19 protein-coding genes are annotated in these 21,953 nt (G+C 69.0%); 12 read left to right on the plus strand and 7 right to left on the minus strand.

Going from position 1 to position 21,953, the window contains the following annotated elements:
- The first annotated feature begins 87 nt into the window (after positions 1-87).
- Together BUR28_RS18215 and BUR28_RS18220 are read left to right on the plus strand one after the other, a co-directional pair.
- Positions 88-2,697 carry a TRAP transporter permease gene (locus BUR28_RS18215; protein ID WP_074221411.1) on the plus strand — a complete coding sequence of 870 codons (2,610 nt, stop codon included), beginning with the start codon at positions 88-90 and terminating at the stop codon, positions 2,695-2,697.
- Positions 2,694-3,134 carry a universal stress protein gene (locus BUR28_RS18220; protein ID WP_074221412.1) on the plus strand — a complete coding sequence of 147 codons (441 nt, stop codon included), beginning with the start codon at positions 2,694-2,696 and terminating at the stop codon, positions 3,132-3,134. The genes BUR28_RS18215 and BUR28_RS18220 overlap by 4 nt, the downstream gene beginning before the upstream one ends.
- A gap of 148 nt (positions 3,135-3,282) precedes the next feature.
- Here BUR28_RS18220 and metG read toward each other — a convergent pair whose 3' ends face one another.
- The 4 genes from metG to BUR28_RS18240 all read right to left on the minus strand — a co-directional run bounded on the left by metG (position 3,283) and on the right by BUR28_RS18240 (position 7,627).
- Positions 3,283-5,004 carry a methionine--tRNA ligase gene (metG, locus tag BUR28_RS18225; protein ID WP_074221413.1) on the minus strand — a complete coding sequence of 574 codons (1,722 nt, stop codon included), beginning with the start codon at positions 5,002-5,004 and terminating at the stop codon, positions 3,283-3,285.
- 60 nt (positions 5,005-5,064) lie between these two features.
- Positions 5,065-6,303 (minus strand): MFS transporter, encoded by a 1,239-nt coding sequence (locus BUR28_RS18230; RefSeq protein WP_074221414.1) that lies wholly within the window; start codon positions 6,301-6,303, stop codon positions 5,065-5,067.
- 257 nt (positions 6,304-6,560) lie between these two features.
- Positions 6,561-7,268: an NUDIX hydrolase gene (locus tag BUR28_RS18235; RefSeq protein WP_371441607.1), complete on the minus strand. Its 708-nt coding sequence runs from the start codon at positions 7,266-7,268 to the stop codon at positions 6,561-6,563.
- On the minus strand, positions 7,229-7,627 hold the full coding sequence (locus BUR28_RS18240) for a DUF983 domain-containing protein (protein ID WP_074221415.1): 399 nt from the start codon (positions 7,625-7,627) through the stop codon (positions 7,229-7,231). Before BUR28_RS18240 ends, BUR28_RS18235 begins: the two co-directional genes overlap by 40 nt.
- A 206-nt stretch (positions 7,628-7,833) precedes the next feature.
- On the opposite strand from BUR28_RS18240, the gene BUR28_RS18245 reads away from it, so the two are divergent.
- The 4 genes from BUR28_RS18245 to BUR28_RS18260 all read left to right on the plus strand — a co-directional run bounded on the left by BUR28_RS18245 (position 7,834) and on the right by BUR28_RS18260 (position 10,230).
- Positions 7,834-8,703 (plus strand): EF-hand domain-containing protein, encoded by an 870-nt coding sequence (locus tag BUR28_RS18245; protein WP_074221416.1) that lies wholly within the window; start codon positions 7,834-7,836, stop codon positions 8,701-8,703.
- A 72-nt stretch (positions 8,704-8,775) separates the two neighbouring features.
- Complete coding sequence (locus BUR28_RS18250; protein WP_074221417.1) at positions 8,776-9,363, plus strand: RNA polymerase sigma factor; 588 nt, start codon at positions 8,776-8,778, stop codon at positions 9,361-9,363.
- Positions 9,356-9,718 carry a hypothetical protein gene (locus tag BUR28_RS18255; protein WP_074221418.1) on the plus strand — a complete coding sequence of 121 codons (363 nt, stop codon included), beginning with the start codon at positions 9,356-9,358 and terminating at the stop codon, positions 9,716-9,718. Before BUR28_RS18250 ends, BUR28_RS18255 begins: the two co-directional genes overlap by 8 nt.
- Positions 9,715-10,230, plus strand: coding sequence for a periplasmic heavy metal sensor (locus tag BUR28_RS18260; RefSeq protein WP_074221419.1), 516 nt, complete (start codon positions 9,715-9,717; stop codon positions 10,228-10,230). The genes BUR28_RS18255 and BUR28_RS18260 overlap by 4 nt, the downstream gene beginning before the upstream one ends.
- Before the next feature lie 228 nt (positions 10,231-10,458).
- Here BUR28_RS18260 and BUR28_RS18265 read toward each other — a convergent pair whose 3' ends face one another.
- The gene (locus BUR28_RS18265; protein WP_074221420.1) at positions 10,459-11,862 is read right to left on the minus strand and encodes a diguanylate cyclase; all 1,404 of its coding nucleotides are present in this window, start codon (positions 11,860-11,862) and stop codon (positions 10,459-10,461) included.
- Positions 11,863-11,976: 114 nt separating this feature from the next.
- On the opposite strand from BUR28_RS18265, the gene BUR28_RS18270 reads away from it, so the two are divergent.
- The 5 genes from BUR28_RS18270 (at position 11,977) to BUR28_RS18290 (ending at position 16,791) form a co-directional block, all read left to right on the plus strand.
- Positions 11,977-12,252: a DUF3572 domain-containing protein gene (locus BUR28_RS18270; RefSeq protein ID WP_074221421.1), complete on the plus strand. Its 276-nt coding sequence runs from the start codon at positions 11,977-11,979 to the stop codon at positions 12,250-12,252.
- A 64-nt stretch (positions 12,253-12,316) separates the two neighbouring features.
- Entirely contained in the window at positions 12,317-13,021 is a 705-nt protein-coding gene (locus BUR28_RS18275) for an HAD family hydrolase (RefSeq protein ID WP_074221422.1), read from the plus strand.
- Between the two features lie 296 nt (positions 13,022-13,317).
- A complete protein-coding gene (locus BUR28_RS18280) occupies positions 13,318-15,093 on the plus strand; it encodes a DUF4153 domain-containing protein (RefSeq protein WP_074221423.1) in 1,776 nt (591 codons plus the stop codon).
- Between the two features lie 85 nt (positions 15,094-15,178).
- Positions 15,179-15,763: a heme NO-binding domain-containing protein gene (locus BUR28_RS18285; RefSeq protein WP_074221424.1), complete on the plus strand. Its 585-nt coding sequence runs from the start codon at positions 15,179-15,181 to the stop codon at positions 15,761-15,763.
- Positions 15,763-16,791 (plus strand): GGDEF domain-containing protein, encoded by a 1,029-nt coding sequence (locus BUR28_RS18290; protein WP_074221425.1) that lies wholly within the window; start codon positions 15,763-15,765, stop codon positions 16,789-16,791. Before BUR28_RS18285 ends, BUR28_RS18290 begins: the two co-directional genes overlap by 1 nt.
- A gap of 1 nt (position 16,792) precedes the next feature.
- On the opposite strand, the gene BUR28_RS18295 is transcribed toward BUR28_RS18290, so the two are convergent.
- Both BUR28_RS18295 and BUR28_RS18300 read right to left on the minus strand, forming a co-directional pair.
- Positions 16,793-19,897 (minus strand): efflux RND transporter permease subunit, encoded by a 3,105-nt coding sequence (locus tag BUR28_RS18295; protein WP_074221426.1) that lies wholly within the window; start codon positions 19,895-19,897, stop codon positions 16,793-16,795.
- 18 nt (positions 19,898-19,915) lie between these two features.
- Positions 19,916-21,058, minus strand: coding sequence for an efflux RND transporter periplasmic adaptor subunit (locus BUR28_RS18300; protein ID WP_074221427.1), 1,143 nt, complete (start codon positions 21,056-21,058; stop codon positions 19,916-19,918).
- A gap of 195 nt (positions 21,059-21,253) precedes the next feature.
- On the opposite strand from BUR28_RS18300, the gene BUR28_RS18305 reads away from it, so the two are divergent.
- Complete coding sequence (locus BUR28_RS18305; protein ID WP_175566979.1) at positions 21,254-21,874, plus strand: TetR/AcrR family transcriptional regulator; 621 nt, start codon at positions 21,254-21,256, stop codon at positions 21,872-21,874.
- Positions 21,875-21,953: the final 79 nt, after the last annotated feature.

Consider the following 21,953-nt stretch of genomic DNA (forward strand, 5'->3'; position numbering starts at 1 on the left):
CTGCGCCCCGTCCGACCAAGGCGCGGCAACGGCGCCGGGTGAACGACAAGGCCGCGCGCCCCGCGCGCCCCAGCCGGGAGAAGACCGATGTCCGAGCGCAGCGAGCGGGGCGGCGCCCTGTCCGAAGAGGAACTGCAGGAACTGGTGGCCGCCTCGGATTCGGGCGCCCGCAACCCCGCCGGCGCGGTGGGCCTGTTCCTGGCCGTCGTCGCGGTGGTCTGGTCGGTGTTCCAGGTGCTGCTGGCCTCGCCCGTCGCCAATTACGTGCTTCCGGGCGACATCATCAACAATTCACGCCAGATCCACCTGGCCTTCGCGATCTTCCTGGCGTTCTGCGCCTATCCCGCTTTCCGGTCGAGCCCCAGGCGACACATCCCCGTTCAGGACTGGTTCTTCGCCGTCGCCGGCGCCTTCATCGCGATGTACGGCTTCTTCTTCTACGAAAAGATCGTGCAATCCGGCGGGCTGGCCGACGATACCGACAAGTGGTTCGCGCTGGCGGGCCTGATCCTTCTGTTCGAAGCCGCACGCCGCGCGCTCGGCCCCGCGATGGCGATCATCGCGACGATCTTCCTGATCTACGTCTTCTTCGGCTCGGGCGCCTGGGTGCCAGAGGTGATCCGCTGGAAGGGCGCGAGCCTGCAGAAGGCCATGAGCCACATGTGGATCACCTCCGAAGGCGTGTTCGGCATCGCGCTGGGCGTCTCCACCAAGTTCGTGTTCCTGTTCGTCCTCTTCGGTGCGCTGCTGGAAAAGGCCGGCGCGGGAAACTACTTCATCAAGATGGCTTTCGGGGCGCTCGGCCACCTGCGCGGCGGCCCGGCCAAGGCGGCGGTCGTCGGCTCGGCCGCCACCGGCCTGATCTCGGGCTCCTCCATCGCCAACGTGGTGACCACCGGCACCTTCACGATCCCGCTGATGAAGCGCGTGGGCTTCACCTCGGAACAGGCGGGGTCGGTCGAGGTGGCGTCCTCGGTCAACGGCCAGATCATGCCGCCGGTGATGGGCGCCGCGGCCTTCCTGATGGTCGAGTATGTCGGCATTTCCTATGTCGAGGTGATTACCCACGCCTTCCTGCCCGCGATGATCTCCTACATCGCGCTGGTCTATATCGTGCATCTGGAGGCGGTGAAGCGGAACATGCCGACGCTCGGTGACCGCGTGGTGTCGTTGGGCCGTACGGTGGGCGGCATGTTCGCCTTCTTTGCGGGCTTCGCGGCGCTCTGCTACCTCGTGCAATATCCCGTTGCCTGGGTCGTGGCGCTGGTGCCCGAGGGGGCCGGCTGGATTCTCGCGGGCCTCGTCTTCGTCGCCTACATCGCGCTCCTCGCGCTGGCCGCTACCGTGGCGGATCTGGAACCCGACGACCCCAATGCCGAGGACGTGCGCCTGCCGGTGGTCGGCGAGATCTACAAGTCGGGGCTCTATTTCCTGCTGCCGATCATCGTGCTGGTCTACTTCCTGATGATCGAGCAGAAATCGCCCGGCCTCTCGGCGTTCTGGGCGACCGCGCTGTTGTTCGCCATCCTGGTCACGCAACGCCCGCTCAAGGCGCTGTTCCGCGGCGGCCGCGAAATCGGGCAGGCGGCGCGGGCCGGGGTGGTGGACCTTGTCGCGGGCCTGATCGCGGGGGCCCGCAACATGATCGGCATCGGCCTGGCGACCGCGACCGCCGGGGTGATCGTCGGCACCGTGACGCTGACCGGCATCGGGCAGGTGATGGCCGACCTCGTGGAATTCGTCTCGGGCGGCAACCTGATCCTGATGCTGGTATTCGTGGGTATCCTGTCGCTGATCCTCGGGATGGGCCTGCCGACCACGGCCAACTACATCGTGGTCAGCTCGCTGATGGCCGGTGTCGTCGTGGAACTCGGCGCGCAATCGGGGCTGATCGTGCCGCTGATCGCGGTGCACCTCTTCGTGTTCTATTTCGGAATCATGGCGGATGTGACGCCCCCGGTGGGGCTGGCCAGTTTCGCTGCTGCGGCCGTCTCGGGCGGCGACGCGATCCGCACCGGCTTCACCGCTTTCTTCTATTCGCTCAGGACCGTGGCGTTGCCCTTCGTCTTCATCTTCAACACAGATCTGTTGCTGATCGACGTGACCTGGCTCCAGGGCATCATCGTCTTCATGGTCTCGACGGTCGCGATCCTGGTCTTCACCGCCGGCACGATGGGGTGGTTCCTGACCCGCAACCGCATCTACGAAAGCGTGGCGCTGATCTTCATCGCCTTCCTGCTGTTCCGGCCGGACTACCTTATGGACCGGCTCGTGCCGCCGTTCGCCGAGGTGCCGCCCGCGCAGTTCGAACAGGCGCTGGCCGAGGCCGAGCCGGGCGACCGCATCCGGGTGGTGGTTTCCGGGCCCGATTTCGACACGCTAGAACCGAAGGACATGTCGCTGGTCATCGAGGTCGGCGGGGAAGAGGGCGCACAGGCACGGCTGGACGCGACCGGCCTGATGCCGATGGAGGAGGCCGGAGAGGTGCGGCTCGATGAGCCGATGTTCGGCACGCCCTTCTCCGAGCAGTTGCAGAGCTTCGACTTCTACGGCGACGATCCGGTGGTGATCTCGCAGGTCCGGGCGCGGCAGCCCCAGCCGCCGCAGGAGTTGATGTACATCCCGGCGCTGCTGCTTCTGGCCGGCGTCGGCTACCTGCAATATGCCCGCAGCCAGCGGCAGGAGGTTCCGGCATGAGTTCGTCGATTCTCTGCGCCATCGATGTCAGCCAGCCCGAGGTGGACCGCGAGGTCCTGCGCGTGGCCCACGAGCTCGCCCGTCTCGACGGCGCCCAACTCGACGTGATCACCGTGGTCCCCGATTTCGGGATGAGCGTGGTGGGCCAGTTTTTCGATCAGGATTTCCACGACAAGGCGGTGGCCAAAGCGCGCGGCATTCTCAACGACTTCGTGGTCGACGTCATCGGCGACGCGGCCAACGCCCGGATCCGCCACATCGTGGCCACCGGCAAGGCTTATGAAGAAATCCTCCACGCCGCGCAGGAGGCGGGCAGCGACCTGATCGTGATCGGTTCGCACAAGCCCGAGCTGCGCGACTACCTGCTCGGCCCCAACGCCGCGCGGGTCGTGCGCCATTCCGACTGCTCGGTCTACGTGGTGCGCCAGCCGGCCTGAGGCGCGCACTCGAAGGCCCAGGCACCGACCGGCGCGTCTGCTTGGCCCCAATACTCCCGCCGGAGGCGCGCCCGGCTGCGCCGGGCGCCACGCCCAACCCCGGACAAGCGGCTCAGCCGCGCGGGCCGGGGGCGGGAGCGCTCCCGGGTCAGCCGCGCTGGCCGGAAAACCGCGCCTGCCAACCCTCGCGCTCGTCGTCCGTGATTTTGCGAAACAGCATTTCCGGCGTGTCGAACCCGTGACCGGGGGCCAGCCGCGCCATCTCCGCCGGCAGGTCCTCGCCGGGCCAGCCGGAGTCCCCGGTCTTCAGCGCCGCGAGCATCGCCGCGCTCGCATCCGGGATGAAGGGGGCGGAGAGGGCGGCGTAGAACCGGATCAGGTTGAGCGAGAACCGGATGGTCGCGGCCGCGGCGTCCGGGTCCGTTTTGTATTCCGACCAAGGCGCGGCCGCCTGCAGGTATTCGTTCCCCGCCACCCAGATCGCACGCAGCTCCGCCGCTGCCTTGCGGATCTCGATCGCCTCCATGTGATCCTGGTAGGCCCGCAGCCGGATGTAGAGGTCGTCGATCAACTCGTTCTCGCGGTCGCCGTAGTCCCCGCCCGCCGGCACCGCCTCGCCGAACTTGGATCTGCAGAACTTGGTTACGCGAGACACGAAATTTCCCAGAACATCCGCGAGGTCCTTGTTCACACTGGCCTGGAAGTTCTCCCAGGTGAACTCACTGTCCGAGTTCTCGGGCGCGTGGCTCAGCAGCCACCAGCGCCAGTAATCGCTTGGCAGGATCTCCAGCGCCTGGTCCATGAACACCCCGCGGCCCTGGGAGGTCGAGAACTGGCCGCCGTCGTAATTGAGGTAGTTGAACGACTTGATGTAGTCCACGAGCTTCCACGGATCGCCCGAGCCCATGATCGTGGCGGGGAAGGACAGGGTGTGGAAGGGCACGTTGTCCTTGCCCATGAATTGCACGTAGCGCACGTCTTCGGCCCCTTCGTCCGTGCGCCACCAGCGCCGCCAGTCGGTCTCGGCCCGCCCGTTGGCCTCGGCCCATTCCGCGGCCGCCGCGATATACTCGATGGGGGCGTCGAACCACACGTAGAAGACCTTGCCTTCCATCCCCGGCCAGTCGTCTTCGCCGCGCTTGACCGGGATGCCCCAGTCGAGGTCGCGCGTGATGCCGCGGTCCTGCAGCCCGTCGCCGTCATGCAGCCATTTTTTTGCGATCGAGGTGGTCAGGACCGGCCAATCGGTCTTGCTGTCGATCCAGGCTTCGAGACCGTGTTTCAGAGCCGACTGCCGCAGGTAGAGATGCTTGGTCTCGCGCACCTCCAGATCGGTGGAGCCCGAGATCGCCGAGCGCGGCTCGATCAGGTCGGTCGGGTCGAGCTGCTTGGTGCAGTTCTCGCACTGGTCGCCACGCGCCCTGTCGTAGCCGCAGTTCGGGCAGGTGCCCTCGATGTAGCGGTCGGGCAGGAAGCGCTTGTCCGCCTTGGAATAGACCTGCCGTTCGGTCCGTTCCTCGATATAGCCGTTCTCGGCCAGCCGTCCGGCGAAATACTGGGTCAGCCTGTGGTTCTGCGGGCTCGACGACCGGCCGAAATGGTCGAAGGAAAGCCGGAAACCCCGCGCCAGTTCCGCCTGAACCTCGTGCATCCGCGCGCAATACGCTGCGACCGGCTCTCCCGTTTTGGCGGCGGCCAGTTCAGCGGGCGTGCCGTGCTCGTCGGTGGCGCAAAGGAACATCACCTCGTGTCCGCGGGCCCGGCAGTAGCGGGCATAGAGGTCGGCCGGCAGCTGGCTGCCGACGAGATTGCCCAGGTGCTTGATCCCGTTGATATAGGGAATCGCCGAGGTGATGAGGGTGCGTTGCATCCGGGGTCTTGCCTTCCTGCCTTGGTTGACGCTCCCTTTAGCGCAGCGCAGATACGAAGGCTAGCGGCTGTCGTCGCCGTCCCCCTCGCGGCTTGGCTTGGTCAGCCGGCCGATGGTGAACGAGGTGCGCGGCGCCCAGACATAGCGGGTGCGCCGCCTGCGGCTGGGGCGGATGCGCATCCGGGCGAGCCCGAACAGCAACAGCGCGCCGTGCCCCGCCGCGATCATCCAGAACAGCGCCGGCGGCCCGAACCGTTCGATCACGCCGGAAGCGGCCAGCGGCGAGGCGATGGCGCCCAGCGCGAAGAAGAACATCAGCGCGGCCGACAGCTCCACCCGGTCCTGGCTGTCGGCCCAGTCATGGGCATGCGCCGCGGCGACGGAATAGACCGGGAAGCTCGCCGCGCCGAACAGGGCCGCGGCGAGGAACACGGCGGCGGATCCCGCGTCGCTGAGCGCGACGGTCACGCCGCAGGCCGCGATCGCGGCAAGCGACAGGCCGATCAGGACGGCGCGACGGTCGATCTTGTCGGCAAGCCATCCCACCGGGTATTGCGCGAGCGCGCCGCCGCCCACGAAAGCCGCGAGGAAAAGCCCGATCTGGTCGGCGCCAAGCCCCACCTCCTGCCCGTAGACCGGCCCCACCATGCGGAAGGCGGCCGCCGTCAGCCCCGCGACCACCACGCCCATCGTGGCAAGCGGCGACAGGCGGTAGGCGAGGCCCGGCCGCAGACGCGGCGCGGCGGGCGTTTCCGGCTGGGGCAGCGTGGAGAGCGTCAGAGGCAGCAATGCGGCAATGCAGATCAGCGCGAGCAGGTTGTAGGAGACATAGGCCGCCGGGGGCAGCACCGCGATCAGAAGTTGCGCGGCCAGCGAGGCCCCCATGTCGACGATCCGGTAACTGCCCATGGTGCGGCCGCGGGTCACGTTGGTGAGCCGCGCGTTGAGCCAGGCCTCGATGACGGTGTGCGCGCCCGCGACACACAGTCCGATCGCGACCCGCATCGCCGCCCAGGCCAGTGGCTCGACCACCATCATGTGGGCGATCAGCCCCATCGCGCCGAGCGCCGTGAAGGCGGCGAAGGCGCGGGTATGGCCGACCGAACCCATCAGCCGCGGGGCCCACCAGCAGCCGATGAAGAAGCCGACATAGTGGGCCGAGCCCAGCAGCCCGACCTGGGCCGTGGAGAAGCCGAGCCAAAGGCCCGAAAGTGCGTCGAGGGGACCGACGCCGCCCGAGGCGAGTTGCAGCAGGGCGACCGAAAGGAACAGGGCGGCAAGCGAGATCAGGACAGGCATGACAGGGTCTTGTTAGTCCGGTGCGGGTGGGGCCGCAGCCGGAAATGCGACATCCTCCGCCGTTTCCGGGCCGGCCGTCGCCGAGGCCGGGGGCCGCGCGGGGCCGTTGCGAGGGTTTCGCCTCGCTGCGCGAGGCGACCGTCCGGGGGCTCCGCCCCCCGAACCCCCCGGAGTATTTGGGCCAAGAAGAAGGCTACGGGCTGCGCGCGTCGCGACGGGGTGGTTCCGGGTGGTGCAACCCCGGCCGGGCGCCCGCCCTAACGCAGTCGCTGGAACTCGGAGCGCGGGCCGCGGTTGTCGAAGAAGGGCACGCTTTCGGGCGGCAGCCCCTGGCGCAGGAGGCCCGCGACCTCAGCCAGCACGACCTCGGTGATGAAGGGGAGGTCGAAGCCGCGCACCGCGGCGAGCGGGATCCATTGCAGGTGGCTGAGCTCGTCCTCGGCGCCCGAGAAATCGTCTAGGTCGCCGGCGATCGCCTCGGCCTCGACCAGGAAGAACCGCGCGTCGAACCGGCGCGGGCGACCCGGGGGCGTGATCGCGCGGAAGATGAAGTGCAGCCCTTCGGCCGTGGGCAGGTGGCCCGTGCGGGAGAATCCGCGCCAGCCCTGCGGGGCCGGGCTGTCCCAGGCGCCCGGCCGGCCGAGGATCAGCCCGGTCTCTTCCCACAATTCGCGGATGGCGGCGGTGACGAGGGCGGTCGCCAGCGCCGGATCGGCGTCGGCGCATAGCCGCGCGGCGCATCCGGACGCGAGCGGCGCGGCCAGCGGCACGGTGGCGTCCGCCGCATCCACCGCGCCGCCCGGGAAGACGAACTTGTTCGGCATGAAGGCGGCCGCCGCCCCCCGCTGGCCCATAAGGACCTTCGGCGCGCTTGCCGCATCACGCAGGACGATGACCGTCGCGGCGTTCCGGATCGGCGGGTCGGCTATGGGTCGTTCCCGAATCCGTGCATCCTCCTGGCCCACTGCAGCGCTACCATCACCCCTTTCAACCGTGGCAGAAGGTACAGTGCGAGCCCGACGGAGCCAATGGAGAAGAACGAGGTCAGCACCAGGGGGTCGGGGTCGAAAAGCAGCACGACCCACAGCAGCAGCGGCGACATCACGAACCCGACGATCAGCACCGTCAGATAGGCCGGGCCGTCATCCGATTGATGATGGTTCAGATCTTCGCGACAGACCGGGCAATGCTCGCGCACGGACAGGTAATCCGACATCATCGGGCCCGCCCCGCAATTGGGGCATCGCTTGCACCAGCCGCGCAGCAGCGCGGCACCAAGGGGCCTTGGCCGCCTCTCGATCATGTGGTGGTCCATCGCCGTCATGTGGGCACGCCTCCGGCTTGCGTGCATCTTCCAAGGTAGGGAGCGCGCCGGTCCTTAGAAGATGACGCACTGTCCTTGCGGCGGGATGTCGCAAGACTTTCGCGAGGGGCGGCGACGGAAGTTCCCGGCCGCTGCGTACCATGTTCAGATGGCTGCGGGGAGGCGCCCCGGGGCTGGTGAACGTCGACAAGGAAAGGAGAAAGAGGATGACATATGGCAAGGGTCTGATGACCGGATCGGCGCTGGCGATGGCAGTGGCGACAATGCTTGCGGCGACGCTGCCCGCGGGCGCCCAAGGGGCTCAGGGCAGCCGGAGCGATGCGCTGTTCGACCGGCTCGACTCCGATGGCAGCGGCACGATCAGCCTAGAGGAGTTCACCGCGCGTTCGACCGCGCGGTTCCAGCAACTCGACACCGATGGCGACGGCGCGATATCGGCCGAGGAGGCGCAGAACCTCGGTCCGGCCCGCGACGGCCAGGGCCGTCGCGGCATGCAGCCCCGCGCGGGCGGCTACGGCATGGGCGGCGGACAGCCGATGGGACAGGGTTATCAGATGGGGCCCGGCGCCGGAATGGGCCAAGGTTACGGCATGGGCCGTGGCCATGCCATGGGGCAGGGCTATGGAATGGCACCGGGATACATGATGGGCCATGGCGGCTGCATGCGGTCCGGCCAGAGCATGGGGTCCGGCTGCGCCATGGGGCAAGGCTATGGCATGGGCGACGGTCGCGGTATGGGGCAGGGTATGGGATCTGCCCAGGGCATGGGGCCACGCGGCGGCGGTTACGGCATGTTCGGCGGGATGCAGGGCGACGGTCCGATGGGCTATGGCGGCTTCGGAGACCCGAGCCTGAGCGACGAGGACCGCGCCGAGCGCGCCCGAGCGCTGGTCGAGATGCTCGACGCCGATGGCGACGGCATGCTGAATGCCGAGGAAATGGCCGCGCGCCCAGGCCCGCAGATGATCTTCGACCGGGTCGATGCCGATGGCGATGGCACGATCTCCAAGGACGAGTTCGACGCCGCGGCCGAACGGTTCGGCGGCCGGTTCGGGCCCGGCCGCGGCAACCGGTGATGCGTGCGGGCGGCGGGGGGAGGCCCCCGCCGTCCTTGCCGGCTGGGCGGCGACGGGATAGGCCGGAGACGGATGGAGATGCCTTTCGATGCTTCCGGGCACGAGGAAAGCGACGAGGCGCTGCTCGCCGCCTGCGGGCGGGGCGACGCGAGAGCCGCGCGTTTCCTGACGCTGCGGTTCACGCCGCGCGCGTTCGGCTATGCGGCGCAGCTCTTGGGCGACAGGGCCGAGGCCGAGGACGTGGCGCAAGAGGCAATGCTGCGGCTCTGGCGGATTGCGCCGGACTGGCGTGCCGGAGAGGCGAAGGTGACGACATGGCTCTACCGTGTGGTCACCAATCTCTGCACCGACCGGCTGCGTCGGCGGCGGGGCGAAAGGCTCGACACGATCCCCGAGCCGGAGGACGGGGCGCCCCCGGCGGAATTGCGGCTGTTGCAGGCGGCGCGGGCCGAGGCGCTGACGGCGGGGCTGTCCGGGTTGCCCGAGCGGCAGCGACAGGCGGTGATCCTCAGGCATCTGGAGGGGCTATCGAACCCCGCGATTGCCGAGATCATGGAGATCAGCACCGAGGCGGTGGAAAGCCTGACGGCCCGGGGCAAGAGGGCTCTCGCGGCCGGGCTGGTCGTGCGCCGAAAGGAGTTGGGGTTCGAAGATGACTGACAGGCGACTGACCGACGAGGACCTCGAGACCCTGTTCGAGGCGGGCCGCGCGGCGCGTCCTGCGCCGCCGGACGCGCTGCTCGCGCGGGTAATGGATGACGCGATAACAGAGGCCGGTGGTCGGTCGGCGGGCGTGATCGGGCCGGTCCCGCGCCGGGGCGTGCTGGCGGGGCTGGTCACCGGCCTCGGCGGTTGGCCGGCTTTGGGCGGTCTGGCGACCGCCGGCGTGGTCGGCCTCTGGATCGGGTATGTCGCGCCGGGCGGGATCGACACCGTGCGCGCGGCGATGCTGGGCGGGGGCTACGGCATCGCCGATATGATGCCGAGCCTGGACGGATATCTGGCGGAGGGATGAGCGTGGCGGAAACGGACAAGACCGGGGCGGCCCCGCGCACGCGGGCATGGGTGCGCATCGCGCTGGTGGCGAGCCTCGCGCTGAACCTTCTGGTTCTCGGCATGATCGGCGGCGCGATGCTCGGTCACCGGCATGACGGCCCGCGCGGGGCGTCCTTCGGGCCGGGGGAACTGGGACCCTACGGCCGGGCCTTCAGCGCGCCGGATCGCGATGCGCTGCGCGCGGCGCTGCGGGCCGAGGCGCCGCGGCTCCGCGCCAATCGCGAGGGGGTGCGGGCCGGGTTTCGCGACGTCCTTGCCGCGCTGCGGGCCGAACCTTTCGACCAGGCCCGCGTCGAAGCCGCGCTCCAGGCGCAACAGGCGCGCCTGCGCGATCAGATGGGCCTGACGCGCAGGCTGATGCTGGAGCGGGTCGCTGCGATGAGCCCGGAGGAACGGTCGGCCTTTGCCGACCGGCTAGAGGAGGTGTTGCGACGCGGCCCGCCCCGCGACCGCGGCCACCGCGGCCCGTAGGGACGCGCCCGCCGTCGCGCGCATTCGAGCCAACGGCCTTGCCGGACGGCGGCGGCCACGGGGCCGGCGCAGCGCCTCGGCGGGGCGTCCCGGGGGGAACGGGCGTCGCGCATTAGGAGACATCGGCGTTTCGACGGGTCCGTCAGCGTCGTTGCGGACCGTCATTAGGTGGCATCCTGGAAGGACATGGCCCCGTCGCCAAGGCGCGGTGCCTGAGGCGGCCCTGCGTCAGGCGGCGGAGCGGCTGATCTCGACGGTGTTGCGCCCCGACGCCTTGGCGCCGTAAAGCGCGCGGTCGGCCTGCTCCATGAGCGCGTTGATCTCGGCCTCCACGTCGGCGCTGCCGGCCGCCGGTGTCTTGTCCCGCCCGAAGGCGAGGCCGACGCTGATCGTCACGCCGATCTCACCCGCCCCGCCGGGCAGCGTCACGGGGCGTTGCTCGATCAGCGTGCGCAGACGTTCGGCCGTGGCGCAGGCCTGTTCGAAGCCCGTTTCGGGCAGGGCCACCAGGAATTCCTCGCCGCCGATCCGTGCGACGAGGTCCACTGGGCGCAGGCTGTCCTTCACCCGGCGCGCCACCTCGACCAGGACTGCGTCGCCCGCCGCGTGACCGTAACGGTCGTTCACCCGCTTGAACCGGTCGAGATCGAGCAGCATCACCGCGTAGCCGCGTCCGGTCTCGGCCGCGCGCTCGGCGATCCGCGCCAGGTGCGGCAGCGCGTAGCGGCGGTTGAACAGCCCGGTCAACGGGTCGATCACCGCAAGCCTGAGCCCGTCCTCCAGCGTCGCCCGCAGCCGGTCGGCCTGCTGCTTGCGGCGCAGTTGCGTGCGGATGCGGATGGCCAGTTCCTCGGGGGCGACCGGGGTCGCGATCAGGTCGTTCGCGCCGAGGTCGAGCGCCATGGCGGCGGTCTGCGGTGCGCCGTCGGGCACCACCACGAGGATCGCCGCGTTCCGTGTATTGGCATTGGCGCGCAACTCGCTGACCAGCCGGAGCCCGGCCCCGTCCGGCGAAAGTTCCGCGTCGATCACGAACAAATCCGGTGCGGGCGCGTCCGCGGGCGGGGTCAGGGCCTCCGCCCGGGTCATCGCCGAAAGGGTATCCGAGATGCGCGGGGCAAGCGCGCCGCGCAACGCAAGCGCCTTGCGCGGGGTTGCAGCGATCAGCGCCACGCGGGCCGGCGGCATGAAGCCCTCGGTCGCCTCAGCGAAGCCGAGCGCGCGATGGGTGCCGTTGCGCAGCGCCAGTTCCTCGGCCGTTTCGCGGGCGCGCAGAAGGTTGCGGACTCGGGCCAACAGGATCATCTCGTCGAGAGGCTTCGACAGGAACTCGTCGGCGCCGGCTTCGAGGGCGCGCATCTTCGTCTCTGTCGAGCAGGCCCCGGTCACCACGATCAGCGGGATTCCGGCGGTTTCGGGATGCGCCTTGAGCCGCCGGCAGAGTTCGGTCCCGTCCATGTCGGGCAGCGTCATGTCCATCAGGATCAGGTCGGGCCGGTCCCGGCGTGCGGCGGTGATCGCCCCTGCGGCATCGCGGGCTTGGACGACGTCGTAATGCGCCTCGCTCAGCCGCACCTTCAGCACGATGCGGTTGGTGGCGACGTCGTCAACGATCAGGATGCGCCGGGACATCGGCGGAACTCCTCTACGGGGAATAAGGAGAACTTTTTACTGGCATTTTCCATGTTCACTCTTGGGCCGTAAGTGTTAACAAACCCTTTAACGCGGATCGCGAGGATAGGGGGCATGCGGGAAACCGCCGATATCGTCGCGCTCAAGGCGCTGGCCTGGCTCGTGGGCAATGACGAGCTCTTGCCGGTCTTCCTGGGCGCAACGGGCGCATCGGAGGCGGATCTCAGGGCGCGCGCGGACGATCCCGACTTCCTCGCGGCGGTGCTCGATTTCCTGCTGATGGACGATGCGTGGGTACGGGCCTTTTGTGAGGCCGAGCGGTTGCCGGGTGAAGCGGTGATGCAGGCGCGCGCCGCGTTTCCGGGCGGCGCCGACCCTCACTGGACGTGAGCGGGCGCTTGTGCGTCGGACCCGCGGGCGGCATGACGCGCGCGGCAGCTTGAGGAGCGGTAGCATGGGACGCATCACGGCGATTCTCTTCGACAAGGACGGCACACTTTTCGATTTCCACGCGAGCTGGGGCGCGTGGGCGGCGGGCGTGCTGGAGACGCTCGCGCAGGGGGATGCCGGCCGGCGCGGGGCGCTCGCCGCGGCGGTCGGTTTCGATGAGGGGGCCGGACGGTTCCGTCCCGAAAGCCCCGCGATCGCCGGTACGGCCGAGCAGATCGTGGCCGAGATGCTGCCGCATTTGCCTGGGGTTGGCGCCGAAGAGCTGTTGGTGTGGCTGAATGCGGAAGCCGCGCGGGCGACGATGCGCCCGGCGGTGCCCCTTGCGCCGCTGATGGACGAACTGCGGGCGCGGGGGCTGGCGCTCGGGGTGGCCACGAACGAGGCCGAGGGACCGGCGCACGCGCATCTTGCCGCGGCCAGCATCGCCGGCCGGTTCGCTTTCGTTGCGGGCTGCGACAGTGGGCACGGGGCCAAGCCGGCGCCAGGGCAGCTTCTGGCCTTTGCCGCCGCGACCGGGCGGGTCCCGGACGAGGTGATGATGGTGGGCGACAGCCGGCACGACCTGGCCGCGGGGCGTGCCGCCGGAATGGCGGCGGTCGGTGTGCTGACCGGCCCCGCGACCCGGCAAGAGCTGGCCGACCTCGCCGATGCGATACTCGACGATATCGGCGGCTTGCCGGACCTGCTCGACCGGCACGCGGCGGACTGAGCGGCGCGGCGTGAACTGACAGCTGCTGCAGGGTCCGGCCCGAGCACATCGGGCGGCCGAGGGTGTGACATCCCATCGAACCGGGCGCGCTGCGCCGCGCACGGGCGCATGGCCCTCGGCTGCCGGGCGGATTGAGGGGCGCCCGCGGCGGGCACCGGTAACGCCTTTGAAAACCATGCGAAAAGGATCAGGGAGAGGTCTGCCCTCCCCTGTGACCCTTTTGGCGGTCCGCCCCTCTGGCCGCGCCATGGGCGTGCGGGCTATGGTGGCGCCGGACTCGGATCGGGAGGCTGGCGATGGATGAAGCGGGTACACGCCCCGCGCCTGGGCGGATCGCGCTCGGCGTCCTGGGGTTCCTTGCCGGGGTCGCGGCGTGGGTGCTGTTCGAGGTGCTGCCCGATCCCCTGGCCGGCGCCCCGCGCGTCCTTCTGGCGCTGACGGCGCTGGGAGCGGCCTTCTTCCCCGCCGCCCTGGCCCTGTCTGGCCCCCTGCGCCTTGGTCCGGCGCTCGGGGGCGCGCTTGTGCTGGCCCTGCCGCTTTCCATGCTGATGGTCTGGGCGAGCTTCCGCTTTGACTCGGTGCCGGCCTATCTCGCCACGGATCATCCATGGGTCGCCTTCGCGCTGTTGCTGTTTCTCGCACTTCCCTTCCTGATCACGCTGATTGGGCGCGGTATCCGGCCCGGCGACTACGAGGTGCTCTTTACCCAGTCGTGGCTGATCGTCGTGCGCCTTGCTGCGGCCTGGCTCTTCGTCGGGCTGGTCTGGGGGGTCCTGTTCCTGTCGAACGCCTTTCTGGAACTGGTCGGGATCGACATCATCGAGCGCCTGATCGATGCCGAGCCGGTGCCCTACCTGCTGAGCGGCCTCACCCTCGGCGTGGCCCTCGCGGTTGTGGGGGAGTTGTCCGACTACGTGTCTCCCGATCTCGTTCTGCAGCTCTTGCGCCTGCTGCTGCCGGTGGTTTTGGTCGTGTTGGCGGTGTTTCTCGTGGCGCTGCCCGTCCAGGGGCTGTCCAACCTGTTCGGGCAGTTTTCGGCCGCCGCGACGCTGCTGGCCATGGCGTTCGGCGCAGCGACCCTGATCTCGACGGGGCTGGACGCCACCGAAGAACGTCGCGTGCCCGGCGGGTTCACCTGCTGGTGCTGCCGGCTGATGGCGTTGCTGCTGCCCGCGGTCGCGGGCCTGGCGGCCTTCGCGGTCTGGTTGCGCATCGACCAATACGGCCTGAGTCCCGACCGCATCGTCGCGGCCGCGCTCGCGGTGCTCGCCCTCGGCTACGGCGTGGCCTATGCGGGTGCCGTCCTGGTGGGGCCCGGCTGGGCGGCGCGGATCCGGCGCGCCAATGTCTGGATGGCTGCGGCGGCGATGACCCTTGTCGCTGCCTTCTTCACGCCGTTGCTCGATCTGCAGCGCCTGTCGGCGGAGAACCAGGTAACGCGTTACCGCAGCGGGGCTGCGGCCGATGACCTCGACCTCTGGTCGATCGGGCGGGAGTGGGGGCACGCGGGCCAGACGGCCCTTGACCGTCTTGCCGGCATGACCGACCGGCCCGATGCGGCGCGTCTGGCCGAACGGCTTGCGGCGCTCGAGGTGGCCGAGAGCCGCTATGCCTTCGAGCGTAGCGGCGAAACCGGGGACGTCGCTGCGCTGGCCACCGACCTCGCAACGCGGCTCGTGGTGCGTCCCGAGGGCCGGACGCTTCCCAAGGGCCTGCTGTCCAGCCTTCGGCTCTGGGAGCTTCAGCAAATCGCGCGGGCCTGTGACTATCGCACCGAAGGCGGGAACCCTGGCTGCGTCGCGCTGGTCGCGGATTTCTCGGAACCCCGACCGGGTGAGGAGGTGCTGATCGTCGCGCACAACCCGGTCGGCACGCTGCTTGTGCGTGCCTATTTCCCCACCGAGGATGGAGCCGGCTTTGCGATGCGAACGCCCGACTTCTTGTCGGGGGGCGATTTCTACAGCGCTGCGGACGAGGCCATCGACGCCCTGATCGCGGGCGAGTTCCGGCTCACCCCGCTGACGCTCAACGCGCTCGAGGTGTCGGGACGCACCCTCTTCTTCGGTCGCTAGAGCCGGCGGGTTTTGCCATTTCTTAAGTCCTTCCCGCCACTCTGACGCCGTATTTCAATGCGGGAACCGGCAGGAGCCGCCGAATATGCAAGGTCTCATCAATCGCGCGATCGAGTGTTTTCTGCGCGATACATATGGCAACGACTCTTGGGCCTGCGTGGCGCGGGCCGCCGGTGCGGACCCAGGCGGGTTCGAGCCGATGATGACCTATGACGACTCGGTGACCGAGGCCCTGATCGCGGCCGCATGTCGCCAGGTCGACGTGCCCCGCGACATGCTGCTGGAGGATCTCGGCACCTTCCTCGTTTCGGGCGGGTCACTGGAGGCTGTGCGACGATTGATGCGTTTCGGCGGCGAGACCTTCGAGGAATTCCTGTTCTCTCTCGACGACTTGCCCGACCGCGTGCGCCTTGCCGTACCCGATCTGCACCTGCCGGACCTGGAACTGGCCGAGGGTGCGGACTCGGGGTACCGGCTGTTCTGTCTCGGCGGCTGGCCGGGGGTGGAACTCGTGCTGCTGGGCATGCTGCGCGCCATGGCCGACGATTACGGTGCGCTCGCCGTTCTCGACCTGGTCGACCGCGCGCCCGGTCGCGCGACCCTGAAGATCGCGCTGCTCGACGCGCGCTTTCACGAGGGGCGCAGCTTCTCGCTGGCGGTGCAGGGCTGATGGTGTCGCTGCCGAATCCGGCGGCTGGCCAGCCGGTGGTCGCACTGGACGCCGCGGCGCTCGACCGGCTGATGCCGATGCATCTGCGCCTCGACCGCCAAGGGGTGGTGCGCCAATGCGGCCCCACAATCGCGCGGTTCGCCGGCGGCGCCGTGCTGGGACGGCCGTTCGCCGAGGTGGTATGCCTGCGCCGGCCACGCCCGGCCTGCGACATGGACGCGCTGTTGGCATTCGAAGGCATGCCGCTGAAGGGGGCGTTCGTCGCGGCGCCGACCTTCCCGCTCAAAGGGCTGGTCGTAGGCCTGCCTGAGGGCGAGGGGGCCTTGCTCAACCTGTCGATGGGCATTTCCCTGATCGAGGCGGTGGGCCGCTTCGATCTGACGCTTCGCGATTTCGCGCCCACCGACCTGGCGGTGGAACTGCTCTACCTGGCAGAGGCCAAATCCGCCGTGACCGCCGAGTTGCACCGCCTCGCGCAGCGGCTCAACGGCGCGCGGGTCACGGCCGAGGCCGAGGCGGCGACCGACACGCTGACGGGGCTGGCCAACCGCCGTCGGCTCGACGCCATGCTCGCCCGCTTCCTGCGTGACGGGCAGGACTTCTCGGTGATGCAGGTGGACCTCGACTATTTCAAGGACGTCAACGATACCTACGGTCATGCAACCGGGGATGAGGTGCTGCGCGTGGTCGCCGAGGTGCTGGCCGCGCAGTTCAGGCCTCACGATCTCGTGGCGCGGATGGGCGGCGACGAGTTCACCGTTCTCATCGCGGGTATCGTCGACCCGGTCATGTTGGACGGGATGGCGCGGCGGGTGATCGCGCGGCTGGAACAGCCGATCAATGTGGACGGCATCACCGCCCGCGTGTCGGCAAGCATCGGGATCGCACAGTCGAACCGCTGCGATCGGTCCGATGCGGCGGAAATGCTGTACGAGGCCGATGTCGCGCTCTACGAGTCCAAGCGGCAGGGCCGGGGCCGGTCTACCATCGCCTCCGCGGCGTTGCTCGGGGGGCCGTGCTGCGGTTGACCTAGCGGGCCATCTTGCCCCGCGCCAGCCGCCGGATCGCCACGTAGAACAGCGGCACGAAAAGCACCCCAAGCACGGTGGCCGACAAGGTGCCGCCCAGGACGCCGGAGCCGATGGCGGTGCGCCCGCCCGAGCCTGCGCCCGAACTCAGCACCAGCGGCAACACGCCCAGCGAGAACGCCATCGAGGTCATCACGATGGGCCGGAAACGCTGGCGCGCCGCCTCGCGGACCGCGGTGAAAAGGTCCTCGCCGCCGACCTGCCGGTCGCGCGCGAATTCCACGATCAGGATCGCGTTCTTGCCGGTCAGCCCGATCACGGTGAGGATCGCCACCTGGAAGAACACCCCGTTCTCGAACCCGCCGAGCCAGGCACCCAACAGCGCGCCCAGCACCCCGATCGGCATGGCCAGCATCACCGCGAAGGGGATCGCCCAGCTTTCGTAGAGCGCGGCAAGGCAGAGGAAGACGGCGGCCAGCGACAGCGCGTAGAGCAGCGGCGCCTGGTTGCCGGATTCGCGTTCTTCGAGTGACAGCCCGGTCCAGGCCACGTCGAAACCCGGCGGCAATTGGCCGGCGAGCCGCTCGATTTCCGCCATGGCTTCACCCGTCGTCACGCCGGGGGAGGGGCTGCCTTGCAACTGCATCGCAGGAACCCCGTTGTAGCGGTTCAGCCCCTGCGGCCCGAACTCCCAGTTTGCCTCGGTGAAGTTGGAGAAGGGCACGAGGCCGCCGGACGCGTTCCGCACCCGCCAGAGCTCGATATCCTCGGGCGTCGCGCGGGCCTCGGGCTCGCCTTGCACGTAGACCCGCTTGATCCGCCCGCGGTCGACGAAATCGTTCACGTAGCGCCCCGCCCAGGCGATCGACAGCAACTGCCCCACATCCGAGGCCGAGAGCCCCATCGCCCCGGCCGCCCGCCAGTCGATGTCCAGCTTGAACTGTGCCGCGTCCTCCAGCCCGCTGGGCCGGATCGAGCCGATCAAATCGCTTTGCGAGGCCATGCCAAGCATCTGGTTGCGGGCGGCCAGAAGGTCTTCGTGGCTCTGCCCGCCGCGCGCCTGCAGGTAGAAGTCGAAGCCAGAGACGTTGCCCAGTTCGATCACCGAGGGCGGCACGATGGGAAACACCATCGCGTCGCGGATCTGGCTAAACGTCCCGAAAGCCCGGCCCGCGACCGCCTGAACGCTTTGGGCCGGGCTCTTGCGTTCGTCCCAGTCCTTGAGCTGGACAAAGGCGATCCCGACATTTTGGCCGCGCCCGGCAAAGCTGAACCCGACGACGCCGAACATCGAATTCACGGCCTCGGACTCGGCCTCAAGGTAATGATCTTCGACCTGCCGGACCACGTCGAGCGTGCGCTCGGCCGTGGCGCCGGTGGGCGCCTGGATCAGGGTGAAGAGGATGCCCTGGTCCTCTTCGGGCAGGAAGCCGGTTGGCGTCTTGACGTAGAGCCAGCCCATCGTGGCGGCGAGCAGCAGGTAGATGAGCCCGATCCGCACGGGGCGGCGCACGATCCAGCCGACCGAGCCGGCATAGCCGCCCGTCAGCTTTTCGAAGAAGCGGTTGAACCAGCCGAAGGGGCCGCGCTTGGAATGCACCGCGTCCTTGGAGCGCAGGATGGAGGCGCAAAGCGCGGGCGTCAGCGTCAGCGCCACCAGCACCGAGAGCGCCATCGCCGAGACGATGGTGATGGAGAATTGCTGATAGATCACGCCGGTCGAGCCGCCGAAGAACGCCATCGGAACGAACACCGCCGAGAGCACCAGCGCGATGCCCACCAGCGCCCCTGTGATCTGCCCCATGGACTTCCGTGTCGCCTCGCGGGGGCTCAGCCCCTCTTCCTCGATGATCCGCTCGACGTTCTCGACGACCACGATGGCGTCGTCCACCAGCAGGCCGATCGCCAGGACCATGGCCAGCATCGTCAACGTGTTGATCGAGAAGCCGAAGGCCGCCATGATTCCGAAGGTGCCCAGCAGGACCACCGGAACCGCCAGCGTCGGGATCAGCGTGGCGCGCAGATTCTGCAGGAAGAGCAGCATCACCAAGAAGACCAGGAGAATCGCCTCGAATAGCGTCTTGACCACTTCCTTGATCGAGATCTCGATGAAGGGCGTGGTGTCATAGGGGATCACGTAGTCGACATTCTCGGGGAAGAACGCCGACGCCTCTTCCAGCCGGTCCTTGACCCGCTCGGCGGTGTCGAGCGCGTTCGCGCCGGGCGCCAGCCGGATCGCCATGCCCGCGGCCGGCTGGCGGTTGAACCGCGCGATCGTGCTGTAATTCTCGGCCCCGATCTCGACGCGGGCGACGTCCTTCAAGAGAACGAGCCCGCCATCGGTCTCGGCGCGCAGCACGATCTGCTCGAAATCCTCGGGGCTTGTCAGGAGCGATTGCGCGGTGATCGTGGCGTTGAGCTGCTGGCCCTCGGGGGCAGGCAGGGCGCCGAAGGAGCCGGCCGAGATCTGCGCGTTTTCCTCGGACACGGCGGCCACAACGTCCGACGGTGTCAGTTCGAAGGCCGCGAGCTTGGACGGGTCGAGCCATATCCGCATCGCGTATTGTGCGCCGAAGACCTGCACCTCGCCCACGCCCTCGATCCTGGCGAATTCGTCGACGAGGTTGGAGACCATGTAGTCGGAGAGGTCGACCTGTTCGAGCGCACCGTCGGTGGAGATCAGACCGATCACCATCAGGAAGCCGGCGGATGATTTGCGCACCGTAACGCCCTGACGTTGGACGGTTTCCGGCAAGAGCGCGGTTGCCTGGGCCAGCTTGTTCTGGACCTGGACCTGGGCGATGTCGGGATCGGTGCCGGTCTCGAAGGTCAGCGTGATCGAGGCCTGGCCTGCCGAGGTCGAGGAGGACGAGATGTAGCGCAACCCGTCCAGCCCGGTCATCTGCTGCTCGATCACCTGGGTGACGGTGTTGGCAACCGTCTCGGCCGAGGCGCCGGGGTAGGAGGCCTGCACGCTGACCGAGGGCGGCGCGATCTGCGGGTATTGCGCGACCGGCAGGGTGAGGATCGACAACAGGCCCACGCCCATGATGAGGATCGAGATGACCCAGGCGAAAACCGGGCGGTCGATGAAGAAACGGGCCATGCGCGGGCGCTCCGGGACTTAGTTTGCGGCTTGCGTGGGCTGGCGTTCCTCGGGCGTGACGGTCGCGCCGGGCTGCACCTTCTGCAGCCCGGCGACGATCAACCGGTCGCCGTCCGAGAGCCCATCGGTCACGATCCAGTCCGTGCCGCGATCGCCAATCACCGTCAGCACGCGTTCCTCCACCACGTTCTCGGGCGTCACCACAAGCGCGGTCGGCCGGCCGCGGCGGTCGCGGCTGACCCCTTCCTGGGGGACGAGGACCGCATCCCCGACCACGCCCTGCGGCATCTCGACCTGAACATACATTCCGGGCAGCAAGAGTTTGTCCGGGTTCGGAAATTCCATTCTCAGCACGACCACGCCGGTCTGCTCGTCTACATGCGGCTCGGCCGCGGTCAGGGTGCCGGTATGGTCGTAGCCGCCGCCGTCCGGCAGGCCCAGGCTGACCGTCCGGTCGGCGTCTTCCAAACTGGCCTGCATATGGCCGCGCCGCCATGCGACGAGTTCGGCGGCGGACATCGTGACGTCGACATAGACCGGGTCGAGCGTGCGGATCACAGCCAAGGGCTCGGCCTGGCCGGCCGTGACCAGCGCTCCTCGGGTCGTGAGCGAGCGACCGACGACCCCCGCCAGCGGCGCCTTGATCGTGGTGCGTTCCAGTTCGATCTCCGCGGCCAATAGCTGCGCCTCGGCGACTTTCAGCCCGGCCTCGGCGGCGTCGCGGGCGGCGACCGCGTCGTCCACCGCCTGTTCGCTGCTGACGTTGCGGTCGCGCAATGCCTGCAGGCGTTCGGCCTCCTTGCGCGCGGCTTTCAGCGTGGCGTTCGCCTGGGAGACGGCGGCCTCGGCCGCGGCCACCTGGGCCTCGTAGCTTGCCGCGTCGATCCGGTAGAGCGCATCGCCGGGGGCGACCTCGGCACCTTCCTCGAAGAGCCGCTCGGTGATGATGCCGGCGACCTGCGGGCGCACCTCGGCGACGCCCGAGGCGACGACGCGGCCGGGCAGCGTGGCGGTCACCGTCACGTCCTGTGCGTCAAGGGTGACCACGCTGACCGCGGGCGGCCGACGGTCCTGTCCCGAACCGGGGGCTTGGGCGCCGGCGACCGGGGCCAGGAGCGCGAGGATCATCAGGACGGCGAGGGGCCGGATCGGGCGGGGCATGGCGGGGGCTCCTGCGGCGGCGAAAAGCGCTGGCAAAGTCGGCGCTCGCTATTTATAAAACCATAAAGTTTCGTTATTCGCTTCCGGACCTGCGCGCAAGGCGGAATCGGTGCGCCGGGAGCGCTGAGTGGCCATGAAGGGGGCGATGCAGACATGGTGTGCAGTAACGCACCGCGCAGGGGCCGTCCGCCGCAGATGGCCCCCGAGGACCGTGAGAAGGTGATTCTCGATGCGGCCGAGCGCGTTCTTATGGCCCGCGGGGTTCGGGGCCCGACGATGGCGGCCGTCGCGTGCGAGGCGGGCATGTCCAAGCGCACGCTCTACGCCGTGTTCGACGGGCGCACTGCGCTGTTCTCGGCGCTGATCCGCCGGCATCGGGAGACCTTCGTCGCGCCGCTCGGCCCGGAGCAGCACGCCTTGCCGCTGGCGCGCAGGCTCAGGCTGCTGCTGGCGCCCGAACGTCTGGCGTCGTCGGGCGCCGCGCCGCTCGAGGTGCTGCGCGTCGCGCTGGCCGAGGCGCCCGAGCATCCCGAGCTTGCCCGCAGCGTGTTGGACGAAGGGCCGCGCGCTATCCGGCGCCTCATCCGGGACGAACTCGATCACGCGGTGGCCATGGGCGAAATCGCGCTCGACGACACCGGAACGGCGGCCGCGCTCCTGCAGGAGATGGCGTTGCCCTGCCCGGTGGAGCGGTTGCTGGCGCCGGATGGCGCGCCGCCCGATCCGGCCGCGTTCGCCCGCCGGATCGATACCGCGATCGCGGTCTTCGTTGCCGGGGCCGGGGCACTTGCGCCGGCGGCAACCGCGCGGTGCTGACGCAGAGGGGGCTCGGGGCGCGGCCGTCGCTGTGACCGGCCGGGATTGAAATGAACGTGCGTTCATATACCCTCGGAAT

Origin of the sequence: Rhodovulum sp. ES.010, from assembly GCF_900142935.1 — a bacterium.
Classification (GTDB): domain Bacteria; phylum Pseudomonadota; class Alphaproteobacteria; order Rhodobacterales; family Rhodobacteraceae; genus Rhodovulum.